At 58.2% G+C, this 12706-nt stretch carries 13 protein-coding genes; 8 read left to right on the top strand and 5 right to left on the bottom strand.

Going from position 1 to position 12706, the window contains the following annotated elements; translation table 11 throughout:
• Positions 1 to 184: 184 nt before the first annotated feature.
• A complete protein-coding gene (locus IYV58_RS09575) occupies positions 185 to 547 on the bottom strand; it encodes a RamA family antibiotic efflux transcriptional regulator (protein WP_004131101.1) in 363 nt (120 codons plus the stop codon).
• Positions 548 to 647: 100 nt separating this feature from the next.
• Positions 648 to 1244 (bottom strand): TetR/AcrR family transcriptional regulator C-terminal domain-containing protein, encoded by a 597-nt coding sequence (locus IYV58_RS09570; protein WP_142467755.1) that lies wholly within the window; start codon positions 1242 to 1244, stop codon positions 648 to 650.
• Positions 1245 to 1411: 167 nt separating this feature from the next.
• On the opposite strand from IYV58_RS09570, the gene IYV58_RS09565 reads away from it, so the two are divergent.
• Positions 1412 to 2848, top strand: a complete 1437-nt coding sequence (locus tag IYV58_RS09565) for a DHA2 family efflux MFS transporter permease subunit (protein ID WP_087828870.1) — start codon at positions 1412 to 1414, stop codon at positions 2846 to 2848.
• Positions 2849 to 3012: 164 nt separating this feature from the next.
• On the opposite strand, the gene IYV58_RS09560 is transcribed toward IYV58_RS09565, so the two are convergent.
• Together IYV58_RS09560 and IYV58_RS09555 are read right to left on the bottom strand one after the other, a co-directional pair.
• On the bottom strand, positions 3013 to 3798 hold the full coding sequence (locus tag IYV58_RS09560) for an SDR family oxidoreductase (protein ID WP_004131095.1): 786 nt from the start codon (positions 3796 to 3798) through the stop codon (positions 3013 to 3015).
• Positions 3799 to 3849: 51 nt separating this feature from the next.
• Positions 3850 to 4746, bottom strand: coding sequence for a GntR family transcriptional regulator (locus tag IYV58_RS09555; RefSeq protein WP_004131078.1), 897 nt, complete (start codon positions 4744 to 4746; stop codon positions 3850 to 3852).
• A gap of 191 nt (positions 4747 to 4937) precedes the next feature.
• Here IYV58_RS09555 and IYV58_RS09550 point away from each other — a divergent pair, with 191 nt between their 5' ends.
• From IYV58_RS09550 to IYV58_RS09520, 7 genes are read left to right on the top strand one after another with little or no spacing between them, the layout of a single operon-like run.
• Positions 4938 to 5750: an ABC transporter substrate-binding protein gene (locus IYV58_RS09550; protein ID WP_004131076.1), complete on the top strand. Its 813-nt coding sequence runs from the start codon at positions 4938 to 4940 to the stop codon at positions 5748 to 5750.
• Between the two features lie 28 nt (positions 5751 to 5778).
• Complete coding sequence (locus IYV58_RS09545) at positions 5779 to 6504, top strand: amino acid ABC transporter permease (RefSeq protein ID WP_004131075.1); 726 nt, start codon at positions 5779 to 5781, stop codon at positions 6502 to 6504.
• Positions 6501 to 7241, top strand: a complete 741-nt coding sequence (locus IYV58_RS09540; RefSeq protein WP_004131073.1) for an amino acid ABC transporter ATP-binding protein — start codon at positions 6501 to 6503, stop codon at positions 7239 to 7241. The genes IYV58_RS09545 and IYV58_RS09540 overlap by 4 nt, the downstream gene beginning before the upstream one ends.
• Before the next feature lie 13 nt (positions 7242 to 7254).
• Complete coding sequence (locus IYV58_RS09535) at positions 7255 to 8430, top strand: M20 family metallopeptidase (RefSeq protein ID WP_112165310.1); 1176 nt, start codon at positions 7255 to 7257, stop codon at positions 8428 to 8430.
• Positions 8427 to 9527, top strand: coding sequence for a mandelate racemase/muconate lactonizing enzyme family protein (locus tag IYV58_RS09530; RefSeq protein ID WP_139529378.1), 1101 nt, complete (start codon positions 8427 to 8429; stop codon positions 9525 to 9527). The genes IYV58_RS09535 and IYV58_RS09530 overlap by 4 nt, the downstream gene beginning before the upstream one ends.
• Positions 9514 to 10683 carry a M24 family metallopeptidase gene (locus IYV58_RS09525; protein ID WP_142445491.1) on the top strand — a complete coding sequence of 390 codons (1170 nt, stop codon included), beginning with the start codon at positions 9514 to 9516 and terminating at the stop codon, positions 10681 to 10683. The genes IYV58_RS09530 and IYV58_RS09525 overlap by 14 nt, the downstream gene beginning before the upstream one ends.
• Positions 10684 to 10693: 10 nt before the next feature.
• On the top strand, positions 10694 to 11617 hold the full coding sequence (locus IYV58_RS09520; protein ID WP_049123361.1) for a dihydrodipicolinate synthase family protein: 924 nt from the start codon (positions 10694 to 10696) through the stop codon (positions 11615 to 11617).
• Here the strand turns inward: IYV58_RS09520 and IYV58_RS09515 are convergent.
• Positions 11601 to 12698 (bottom strand): glutamine amidotransferase-related protein, encoded by a 1098-nt coding sequence (locus IYV58_RS09515; RefSeq protein ID WP_195729542.1) that lies wholly within the window; start codon positions 12696 to 12698, stop codon positions 11601 to 11603. The two genes, IYV58_RS09520 and IYV58_RS09515, sit on opposite strands and share 17 nt — an antisense overlap.
• Positions 12699 to 12706 lie beyond the last annotated feature (8 nt).

The following is a 12706-nucleotide window of genomic DNA, read 5'->3' as shown; positions in this document are numbered from 1 at the left end:
TCGCCCTGCTGACCAAATACCTCCTGATAACTCACAAGGCGCGGCTTTTTCCGCGCCGTTCCCCATGGTTACCCAAAGAACAGGAGGTTTTGTATTTTCGGCGCTGTCTGCTTTTCTATTTATTGATAAATCTCTTCGCATCGAGTTATCTGCGGCGGCTTGGCCAGGGCTATCGGAAAGGAGATTAAAATTCAGCTTTGCCCGGGACGTAATAGGTTGTTTTGTTTTTCTTGCGATATTCACCGGGCGGCAAATGGAAATGCCGGGTAAATAATCGGGTGAAAGTTTGCTGCGAGTCATAGCCGTAGCGCAAACCAATACTGTAAATATTCTCATCGGTCTCGCGTAAATCTCGGGCAGCTGAATCCAGCTTTTTATTACGAATGTAGCGCCCCAGGCTCTCTCCTTTATATTGCAGGAACAAACGCTGCAGATACCATTTTGAATAGCCTGAGTAGTGAGCTATCTGTTCTATACGCAGTGGTTTATGTAAGTTATCGTCGATCCAATCAATGATAACGGCGATCACGGATTCAGAAATAAACATGGGGTCTCCTCCTTATGCATTCTCCCGGTATTATCAAGGTGGTTCTGTGGTAATTTTTGCTAAAGCCTCTGATGCTAATCGTGTTGTAATAAGCACAATATTAAGCTGATGGCATTGATAATCCTTTAATTATCAAAGACAGACCATACTCAAAAGCGGTATCCGAATGTGGCTTGACCAACGATTCGATATGGGAAATTTCTGCCGGTATTTTTGATAACTTTTTATTATCATTACCGTACGTTCGCGACTGTTCCTCTAATACGCACCCCAAAGTATATTCGCTAATCGCAAGTAATATCATTGCGGCTTCAGCCTCACTGAAACCGGCTCGGACAAGATAAACCAGCTTTGGATAAAAGGTTTCTCCTCCCACCCGGGTCGGCGAAGTCCCTGCATGTAACAGAGCGCCGTCCCGATGGGCGAGCAGAGCGCGGCGGAAACTACGTGCGTTATCCGCCAGCCAACTTGTCCATTCCGAAGTTTCTTCGGGCACAGCTAGCGCATGGTGTTTGGCTAAAACAGCTGAAGCCATTTCTTCCAGCAAATTGGCCTTGTTTTTGAAATGCCAGTACAACGTCGCGGATTCCACGCCCAGTTTTTGTGCCAGTTTACGGGTCGTCAACGCTTCCAGACCGACTTCATCCAAGAGAGCTAATGCTGCCTCAATCACCTGATCTCGTTGAATTTTCGCCATGATATTGATCCTGTTGTTAATCCATTTACCCGTGCCAGCGGCCTGTGAAGAGACATTTTGTCTGACCCCGGCGCCTGACGGAAACTTTAATGCAAATTACTCTATCAATGATAGATAAATTGATCAATGATAGATTTCTTCGCTTATCGTCTGTTAGGGGGCTTTTTATGAATATCCATCAAGACAAGCTGGTCAAGGAAACAACCCATCCGCGACCGACAAATGCCATACCGCCAGTGTTGTGGATGCAGGCAGCCATTATCACGCTGGGAGCTTTTTCCACCATGCTTTCATCAACGATGCTCAGCGCGGCGCTGCCCGCCATGGCCATCGGCCTGGGGGTGCCGGACTCGGCAATACAATGGATAGCAACAGCGTATCTTATGGCCCTTGCGGCAGGCGTTCCGCTGAGCGCCTGGGCCGTCAGACGCTTTGGCGCTACGCAGCTTTGGCTCTATGGGCTGATGTTATTTGCGATCTTCTCGGCAGTTTGCGCCCTTTCCCCACGTTTCGAGGTGCTGCTTGCCGCAAGGATAATGCAAGGTCTGGCAGGCGGATTACTCGTACCAGCGGGGCAAACTATTCTTGGTCTGGTCGTCGGACGCGAACGCCTGGGGCGGGTCATTGGCACGATTGGCGTCGCCATCGTCATTGCCCCCTTATTGGGGACATCGCTTGGCGCACTCCTGCTTGAAAGCTGCGGATGGCGAGGGTTATTTTGGATCACCGTGCCCTTCTGCCTGTGTGCCTATCTTGCCGGATGGAAGTTGCTTCCCCGTCCGACCATAAAAAATGACAGGCCTCTCTCGTTGGACTGGCTGGGGCTGGCGCTGGTCTTTTGCAGCCTGCCGATACTGATGGAAGGCATGAAAGAGCTCAGCCTGAATAGCGGCAAATATGGCTGGAACGCCATCATGCTCAGCGTGGGCGCCCTGTTCACCTGCTTGTTTATTTATCGCTCTTTGCGCATTGAATCCCCCTTACTTCATCTCGGGCTTTTCAAACATCGGGGCTTCGCTCTATCTGCCATATTGATGACTATCGGCGGCGCGGTGAATTTTGGCGGGCAGTTCCTGCTTCCTTTATATTTCCGCGACGTTTGCCATAAAACACTGGCTGAAGTGGGCTTGCTTCTTACTCCTCAGTTAATCGGTTCGGCGATAGGATTTCCGGTGGCAGGCTACTTTTCTGATAAGTTGGGGCCACGCGCGGTGCTGATCGTGGGCGGCTTACTCGCGGCATTTGCCACCCTGCCGCTGGGGATGATTGATGCGGAGAGTCACTATACGCTTGTGGGTGGCGCAATCGCCGTCAGAGGGTTCGGTTTAGCCCTGGCGACGGTACCCGCTATGGCAGCGGGCATGGCGATGGCTGGCAGCCGTCATGTCGCTGATGCCGCGCCTATTCTTAACATCCTCCAGCGTATTGGCGCGATGGCGGGAACGGCATTGATTACCGCGAGCTACCTCCAATTCGCTCCGACTAATGGGAGCTTAACCGCTTTTCACCACGCCGGATGGATACTTACCGCTGGGGCCGTACTGCTCGCGCTTTGCGCATTTTTTATGGTGAATCATTCCGCTTTAACAACGCAGGAAGAATAAAAGTTTAATCAGAAAATTTATCGTATTCAGACCCGATCCCAACACCTGCGGGTTAAATTTGTAGAGATGGACTTCGTTGCCTGCAAAATAAACAATTCGGAGCGGCTGATAAGCCGTCATGCCGGTCCGCTGCGAAACCGACCGGCATGACGCATTCTCCGTGACTAAATCGCGCCGATCAATCCGCCATCAACCCGAATCACCGCCCCGGTAATGTAGCTGGCAGGCTGGCTTGCCAGAAACGCAGCGGCGGCGCCGTACTCCTGCGGTTCACCGTAGCGCCCGGCCGGAATGCTCATACGACTCTTTTCGGCGACCGCTTCCGCACTGCTGTTTTCCCGTTGCGCCCTGAGTGCGTCCAGCTGCCCCACGCGGTCGGTGGCGATGCGCCCAGGCACCATCACATTCACCGTCACGCCGTCGCCAGCCACTTCACTGGCGAGAGTTTTCGACCAGCCGAGCAGGCTCATGCGCAGCGCGTTCGACAGGGCGAGGCCAGGAATGGGGGTAATCACGCCGGATGACGTGGTGGTAATAATGCGTCCCCAGCCGCGGCTGCGCATGGCGGGCAGGAGTTTATCGGTGAGCTGAATCAACGAGGCGACCATCACTGAAAACTGCTGTTGCCAGACTGCGCCACCTGTCCCCTGCGCCGATGCGGGCGGCGGGCCACCGGAATTATTGACCAGAATATCGATATCGCCCCACTGCTGGCGAATATCGGCAATCACCGTATCGAACCGCTCCGGGGCGGCCAGATCCAAAGGCCAGGCGCGGGCAGTGCCGCCCGTCTGGGTAATACGCTCCACCGTTTGCGCCAGTTTATCAGCATTGCGGCCGGTGACCGCCACTCTCACGCCTTCCTGCGCCAGCGAAAGGGCAATAGCCTGCCCAAGTCCGCTTCCGGCCCCGCACACCAGCGCCACTCGTTGTTGTATCTGCAAATCCATAAATGCTCCTGATTGTATTTTCAGAAGCAATATGTGCAAGAGCGATGCCAGCTATGCGCGACCGTTTTTGACATTGACCTGGTCAAACGCGTATTGCAGGTGTTTTCTCATCAATTCCGCCGCCTGTTCCTGCTTGTTCTCTCGCAGGGCATCGATGATAGCAACGTGCTCTTCGCACCACTCTTTTACGCGGCGCTTATTGTGATAGCTGCCAAATTCCAGCAAACGGCGCAGCCGGTTTTGTTGCTGGATAGCCTGTAGCACAAACAGATTGCCGCTGGCTTCCGCCAGCAACTCGTGGAATGCAGCGTCGGTTTCGAAAATCTCTTTTGCCGGAACCTGCGTAATGTCCGGGTGGGTAATAAGGCGCAGATGCTGGGCGCGCAGACGTTTAAGCATCTGCCTGTCAACATGCAGGTTAGGTGTCAGCAGCGCCGTCGGTTCAATCATCAGGCGAAAACCGTAGCTGTTGCGCAGGGCGACATCAGAGTTGAGGGTTTGCAGGAAGCGCCAGCCGTGCCCCGCATTACGCGCAATCAGACCATCCTCCGATAGCTTCACCAGTGTACGGGTCAGCACACCGCGATCGACTTCATAGCGCTGGCTGATTTCAGTCTGGGTAAACGATTCCGGCAGCACGCCCGCAATACGGTCATGGACCAGCTGTTCGTAGAGCTTCTGGTCATTGCTCTTGGACTGCTCAATCTCCAGCAGCTCCAGCTCATTGCTGCGTTTAAGCAGGAAAAATCCCTGGTTTGGACGCGCTTCAACCGCCCCCATTCGGGTCAGTTCTTTTAACCCGGCGCGCACCGGCGTACGCGAAACCCCCAGTGCATCGGCAAGATGTTGCTCGCGTAAATGATGACCTGGATCGAATTTTGCTTCAGATATCAGGTCGAGTATTTGCCGGGCTATCCGGCGACTGCTCGCAGTGGAGTCAGGCTGCATGGAGAACGCTTCCCTGAAATGCATTGTTGTGGTCGATATATACAATATCATGCACAACAAATTGCAGCAAAACAAAGCAAGGACTGCACGATTAACGTGCAATATGCACCAGGATGAGACGCTTTCTTCACATGTACAATTGTATTTATTGACACATTAAATTCAATTTAGACCTTAACCAGGAGACGACTATGTCCAGCAATTCTTTACTGTTTCGCCACGTGCGTACCTTGATGTTCGCGCTGACCGCCCTCCCGCTGGTGGGCCATGCTGCGGTGGAAACCATCGCCCCGGGCAAGTTGACCTACGGCACGGCGGCGACGTTTATGCCTTTTGAATTTGTGAAAGAGGGCAAGCTCACCGGCTTCGATATCGACCTGATTAACGCGCTAAGCAAAGAGATCCGGCTGACGCCTGCGCCGATGCCGATGGAGTTCAAAGGGCTTATCCCAGCACTGCAAGGGAAACGCCTCGATATCATCAACTCCGCCATGTACGTCAACCCGACCCGTGCCGCGCAGGTCGACTTCGTGCCCTACCTGAAGATCGGCAGCCGCGTGGTGGTGAGCAAAGGTAATCCGGCAAAAATCACCGGACGCGACCTGAGCCTCTGCGGTAAAAATATCGCCGTAACGCTCGGGGGGATCGAAGAGAGCCAGGCCCGGGCAGACAACCAGCGCTGTCTGGACGCCAAAAAACCGGCCATTAACGTCATGACCTTCCCCGCCGCTACCGACTCCGCCGTTGCCGTCTCCCAGGGCCGCGCCGATGCTGAATTCCTCTCCACGCCGGGGACCGTCGCCCTGCTAACCGAAAAAGCGGGCATGTTCGAAGCGGTTGGCGATGAGTTCGAGGCAGATACCCACATCGCGTTTGCCGTGCGTAAAGGCGATAGCGAAACCCAGGCTCTGCTGGAAAAAGGTCTCCAGGGCCTCGTCAAAAATGGCACCTACAAGCAACTGATACAGAAATGGAACTTCCCTGATTCCGTTGCTCTTTTCTAACCCGTCTCGCCATTAACCGGAGAACGCTATGTCGATCGAACTTATGTGGCAGTACTTCCTCTCACCCGAGTTTATTCAGGGTGCCTGGATGACGCTACTGATTACCCTCTGCTCACTGTTGTGTGGCGTGGTGCTGGGCCTGGTGTTGGCGCTATTGCAGGAAGCGCCGTTTCGCGCCGGGAAAGGGCTGGCCTTTTTCTACCTGTGGCTGTTTCGCGGGACGCCGGTGCTGTTCCAGATAATCTTTGTCTACAACGTGCTGCCAGGCTTCGGCTTACGCTTCTCCGCATTTACCTGCGCAGTGCTGGCGCTTTCGCTTAATGAAGGCGCCTACATGGCGGAAATTCTGCGCTCTGGCCTGCAGGCCGTAAAAAGCGGCCAGCGCACCGCCGGCATGGCGCTCGGTATGACCAACGGGCAGATCATGCGAAAAATCGTGCTGCCTCAGGCCGCACGCATCGTTCTGCCACCGATGGGTAACCAGATGATCAGCATGCTGAAATCGAGCGCGCTGGTCTCGGTTATCGCTGTTCAGGAACTGCTGCTGGTCGCCAACCAGACCGCCAGCGCCAGCTTCCGCTACTTCGAAGCGCTATGCGCCGCAGGCATCTATTACCTGCTGCTCACCAGCCTGTTTATGGTCTTCCAGTCGTGGCTGGAAAGCGTGCTGGATCCCAAACAGCGCCGCAGCAAAAGCCAGAAGCGGCTGAACCGCCTGTTTAAATTACCAAAACCCGCCCGGGAGGAACCATGAGCGAGAAACCGCTGCTGGAGATGATCGGCATTGATAAGACTTTTGGCCGCCAGACCGTGCTCAAGAACTGCTCACTTGAGGTGCAGCGCGGGGAAACCGTGGTACTGATTGGGCCATCGGGCTCGGGGAAATCCACCCTGCTACGCTGCGTCAACATGCTCTCCCCTGCCGACAGCGGCGACGTGTTCTTCGCCAGCCAGCACATCAGCCGCGGCGAAGTGCCGGTGCACAAACTGCGGCAGCGTATTGGCATGGTGTTCCAGAACTACGAGCTGTTCTCGCACCTGACGGCGGCGGAAAACATCATGCTGGCCCCGATGACGGTGCTGGGGATGAACCGCATTGATGCCCGCACGCTGGCGGACAACCTGTTGGCGAAGGTGCGCATCAACGAACGCGCGGACCACTTTCCGGACGAGCTCTCCGGCGGCCAGCAGCAACGCGTGGCAATTGCCCGAGCCCTGGCGATGAAGCCCGAGCTGATGCTCTACGACGAACCCACGTCAGCCCTCGACCCGGAGATGATCCGCGAGGTGCTGGAAGTGATGGCAGAGCTCAGCGCAGAAGGAATGACCAGCATGGTGGTGACCCATGAAATGGGCTTCGCCCGCCGGGCCGCTAACAACATTCTTTTTATGGAAAACGGCGAAATTATCGATCGCGCCAGCACCAGCGATTTCTTCGCCGGCCACGTCAGCGACCGCGCGCAGCGCTTCCTGACGCAAATATTACATTAACCACGGAGTTCCTATGTCCAGTTACCAGGTTGACAGCGCGCGTATGAAAAAAGACTTAGCGACGCTGGTTGCCATCAATACGGAGAATCCGCCGGGCCATGAGCGTGAAGCCGCCGAATGTCTGGAAGGCTGGCTGCTGACCGCCGGATTCGACCTCTCCTTTAGCGAATACGCGCCGGGGCGGACCAACGTTATCGCCGTCCTGCACAATGGACCGGGGCCGTGCTTCGCCTTTAACACCCATATCGACACCGTTCCGGCGGGCAGCGGCTGGACCAGCGATCCCTTCACGCTCGCCGAGCGCGATGGGCGCCTGTACGGGCGCGGCGCCTGCGATGCCAAAGGCCCGCTGGTGGCGATGGTTGAAGCCCTGCGTTTGCTGGCCGCCAACCGTCAGCGCTGGTCCGGCACGCTGATGGGCGTGTTCACCGCCGATGAAGAGGTCGCCAGCGAAGGGGCGAAATTCTACGTACGTGATAACCCTCCGGCGATTGATTTCGCGGTGATTGGCGAGCCGACATCGAATGCGACCTTCTCCGCTCACAAAGGCAGCTTGCGTCCTCGCGTGCGGGTAAAAGGCGTCACCTCGCACTCCGGCACGCCGGAGCTGGGGGTTAACGCCATTTACCAGTCCGCGCGCCTTTTAGGGCTGATTGAAGAGGCCCACCACCAGCAGGTGCGTTGCCGCTGCCACGATCTGGTCGGTAACGCCAGCCTGACGGTGACCCGCATCCACGGCGGGCATGCGGACAACGTGGTGCCCGACAGCTGTGAGCTACTGCTTGACCGCCGCATGGTCCCGGGTGAAGACGAAGAGGTCGTCAAGGCCGAACTGCAACAGCTACTCGACCACGCGTACGCTCATGCGGGCGTGGAAGCCGAAATTATCGCCTGGCAGCCCACCACCGGTGGCGCGACGCAAACCGACAGCAGCGAAGCCATTGTCGAGCAAAGCCTTGCCGCCTGCCGCCGTCACGGACAGAGCGAGCCTGGCCCGTTTGGTTTTCAGGGCGGCTGCGATCTGGTGCATTTCCGTTCGCTGGGCGCAAAGGGCGTGGTCATTGGCCCCGGCTCGCTGGCCGTGGCGCACAAGCCCGATGAATTCGTCCCCGTCGATGAGTTTATCGCCGCGGCAGATATCTATCTCGATATTGCGCTCGCCATGCTGCCGCCGGAGCCCGGTTTATGAAAGCGCAGCTCTTTCGGGGAGAGCTGCATTATATCGGTGTGACGCTGCATACCGCCGCCTCTGGCCCGGTGACGGCGCTCGACACGGTCTGGCTGCGTCTGGAAGACCAGGGCGTGACGGGGGTTGGCGAAGTACGGCTCAATATTCGCTACCTGCATGGCTATAGCGAAGAGCAGGTGCTGAACAACCTGCTTCAAATCCTCAGCCGTTGGGACTGGCGCCGGCAGCCCGCGGCGCTACTTGCCGCGCTGGATGATGAGGACCACACGCTGCTGCCGCCGTCACGCATGGTGCTGGATATGGCATTGCACGATCTGCTGGCGCGGCAGGAGGGAGTAAGCGTTGCCGCCTGGCTGGGGGCGCAAGCGGGCCTGCCCGCCTGGCGCACCAATCAAACCCTGTTCTGGAGCAGCGAGTCGCGGATGCTGGAGCAGGCGCAGCGCTATGTCGATCGCGGTTTCACCGAGCTGAAGTTACGCACGGGCGTAGCGGATTTCGCCACCGACCTGGCCCGCCTGCAAAGGCTGCGTCTGCGGTTTGGCCAGCAGATTTCGCTGGCAATTGACGTCAACGGCCAATGGTCGCTGGCGCAGGCTCACGCGGCGTTCCCCTCTCTGCAAGAGCTGAATCTTAGCTATATCGAACAGCCGTTAAGCCCGGTATACGACAGCCAGCTTGCGGAACTGTACGGTTACGGCATCCCGATCATGCTCGACGAAAGCCTCAATAGCGACGCAGCCATTACCCGGCTGATTGCTGCCAAAGGCGCGCTATGGGGGCATCTCAAGCTGGTGAAATTGGGTGGCCTCGCTCCGACGCTTGTCGCCGCCAACCGTCTGCGGCTCGCCGACGTGCCGTTCATGATTGGTCAGATGAATGAAGGCCATGCCGCCACCGCCGCCGCGCTCCAGCTGTGCCGTGTGGTGCAACCGGCATTTGCCGAACTGTATGGCGCCGATGGATTAACCGACGATCCCGTCTGCGGGCTGGAATACCGCAATGGCATGGTCGCCGTTAACGACTCTCCCGGTCTGGGCGTGCAGTTCGATGCCGCGCGGGCCAACTTACTCCAGGAGTTTAACGATGCAAGATGTTAACAATGTGATTCAGGGCAGCGAGTCCGCCTTTCGCGCCGACGAATATGCGCAGCGCATTCGACGTACCCGCGAACGCTTAAGCCGCGCGGGCGTGGACGTGATGATCGTGACCGGACCGGAAAACATTTTCTGGCTTACCGGTCAGCAAACACCGGGCTATTACACCTTTCAGGCGCTGCTGCTGCCGGTAGAAGGGGATCCGGTCTTTGTGATTCGCCAGCTCGAATACTTTAACTTTATCGCCAACACCTTTATTTCAGACGCCGCCATCTACCAGGATGGCGATAACCCGGTGGATTTTCTGGTGGGCATGCTGCAACAGCGCGGCTGGCTCAATAAGCGCATTGGGCTGGATAAACGCGGCTGGTTCCTGCCGATTGCCGTCTATGAAGCCCTGCAGTCTAAGCTCGGCGCTATTGCCGATACGGCTGGCGTCATCGAACCGTTGCGCGCGGTGAAATCGGCTGCGGAGGTGGAAAAAATCGCCGCCGCGGCGCGCTATGTCGATGCGGGTATGCGCGCCGGAATGGCGGCGATTCGCAGCGGCGCAGACGAAAACGCGCTGGTCTCGGCGATGATGGGGGCCGCCATTGCCGCCGGTTCCGAGTATGTCGGCATGGAACCGCTGGTCTCGACCGGCCCGCGCAGCGGCGTGCCGCACGGCACATGGCGACGTCGGGTGATGCAGGATAACGACCCGGTCTTCCTGGAGATGTCCGCCGCCCACGATCGCTACCACGCCGCGATGATGCGCTCCGCCTGGCTGGGCCGGCCGCCCGCTATCGCCATCGAAATGGAAAAAGTTTGTCAGGAAGCCCTGCAGGCCGCCCTCGACGCCATTCGTCCGGGCGCCACCTGCGAAGCGCCGCACCTGGCCTGCCAGAAGGTGATCGACCGCGCCGGATTCACCGAAAACTTCAAAAAACGCACCGGTTACGCCATCGGTATCGCCTTCGCGCCGGACTGGGGCGAAGGCGGCATTCTCAGCCTGTACAGCGGCGTCACCACCGAGCTGCAGCCTGGCATGACCTTCCACATCCCGCCGGCCCTGCGTATCTACGGTCAATTCACCGTCGGCGTCAGCGAAACCGTGGTGGTGACTGAAACCGGATATCGCCAGCTGGGTTCCCTGGCTCGCCCATTAACACTGCTGTAAGGAAAGAAAGATGAAAGATATCAATGAGTGCCGTGAACGCCTGCGCGGTATTTTCAACATTACCGTCACCCCGTTCGACGCCAGCGGCGCGATCGACTACCCGGCGTTGCGTGAAAACATCGAACGCGTGATTGGTCTGGGCTATGACGGCCTGCTGATTGGCGGCACCTACGGCGAGTTCCCGGTAATGACCGTCGAAGAACGCCGCGAACTGTTTCATGAAGTGATGGCCTGCGTGGATGACCGCGTGGCGGTGATGCTATGCAGCGCCAGTTCCGATCCGCGCGACGCCCGCGAGCTGACCGTTCTGGCAAGCGAGCTGGGTGGCCTGCCGATGGTCACCGCGCCCTTTGTTAGCGAAATCACTGACGAACAGATCGTCAGCTACTTCAATGAGATGGCACCGTTATCTAAAACCGGCATTCTGGTGTACAACGCGCCGGGTATCGGCATTACCCTCTCCCCGGCGCTGCTGGAACGGCTGGCAGAGATCCCGAACGTGGTTGGCATCAAACAGGGCGATCTCAACCCTACCGCCATCGACCAGATTGCCAACCGCCTGCGCGGGCGTTTACGTTTATTCTGCGCCTCCGATCTGGCTTTCCTCGGGCCGATGATGGCCGGATTTGACGGCATCAGCACGACCAACAGCGGCGCGCTGCCGGAGCTGATCGTCAATACCTTCCGCGCCGTGGAACGGGGCGACGCCGCCACCGCCCGCGATTTGCATCAGCTGTGGTACGCGTATCGGGCGCTGGCGCGCAAACACGGTCAGCCGCAGCTGGTGAAAGCGGCGATGGCGCTGCGCGGCTTTAACGGCGGCACCGTACGCGCACCGTTAAAACCGATCGGCGACGCGGCGCTGGCAGAGCTGACCCGCGTCATGCAGGCGCTTGCCAGCGACCGTCGCAGCGGAGTTACGCTGGCGCGTTAAGCGCCGCCTGTAGGAAGGCGACGAACAGCGGATGGGGCGCATCCGGGCGGGACATCAGTTCCGGATGCCCCTGAACTCCGTGCCAGAACGGCAGCTCAGGCTGGGAAACGGCCTGCACTATACCGTCGCTTTGCGCGCTCACGCGGACCCCGCCGGGAGACAGCGCTGGCAATAAGTCGGGGTTAAAGCAGTAGCGATGGTTGTAGTGCATTTCGCGGATATCGCCGGGGATAAGCCCCGAGGAAAAAGGAAATACGCCGCAGCGGTGACGGCCATCGGCAAAGGGAACAAAGCTGTGCAGAGCTTCATCGGGGGCGACTTCCGCGGGAATGGCCGATTCGAAACCCGGGCTACGGCGCACGGCTGCGGTCATCATGCTCTGCATTCCCAGGCACAGCCCCAGCGTTGGCTGCCCGCGGGCCAGGGTCTGTTCCGCCACGCGGATTTGTCCGTTGACCGCCGCCATGGACGAACCGCCAGGCAGCACTACGCCCTGGAAGAGGTGAAGTTCGTGTAACCCAGCGGACAGACTGACCGGCGCGAAGAAATGGACATCAAGGTTCAGCCCAAGGGACGCCGCCGCATCGCCTAGTGAGCCGAGCGTGGCGGGATAGACCAGACGGTGGTCCGCCTCGCGGCCAATCAACGCGATGCGCAAGGACGCGCCGGCAGACGACGACACGCCGCTATCCCAGCGGCCATAGCGGTCGGCGGTGAGATCTAACAGCGTGTGTTGCCCGTCGCTGAGCGTCAGGCGATGGCGGCTGTCATCGCTGTAAAGCCGCTGGCCCGGCAGGTCGGCGATAAGCGACGCCTGCGAGGACGCCAGCACAATGACGACGTCTGATGACGGCAGGCGGGCGATATCGCGCACCTCTTCACGCAGCGTATCGCTGCGCCAGAGGCCGCTGGTCACGCAGTACCCTGCACGAATAACGTGCTGGTGGCTATCGGGCATATCCCCGGCGAAGTTGGGGCGAAGGCTCCATAGGGGCAACCCAAGACGATTGGCCCACAGGCTGGCGGTGATACCGTAGCGGGCGGGGGCGGAGCTGTTATCGAGAATATAGATCGGTGACACGGCGAGTT

The sequence above is a fragment of the Klebsiella sp. BDA134-6 genome (genome assembly GCF_015601345.1).
Taxonomy (GTDB): domain Bacteria; phylum Pseudomonadota; class Gammaproteobacteria; order Enterobacterales; family Enterobacteriaceae; genus Klebsiella; species Klebsiella grimontii.
Note: the sequence above shows the minus strand (reverse complement) of the source record. Positions and strands in the feature narration are given on the sequence as shown.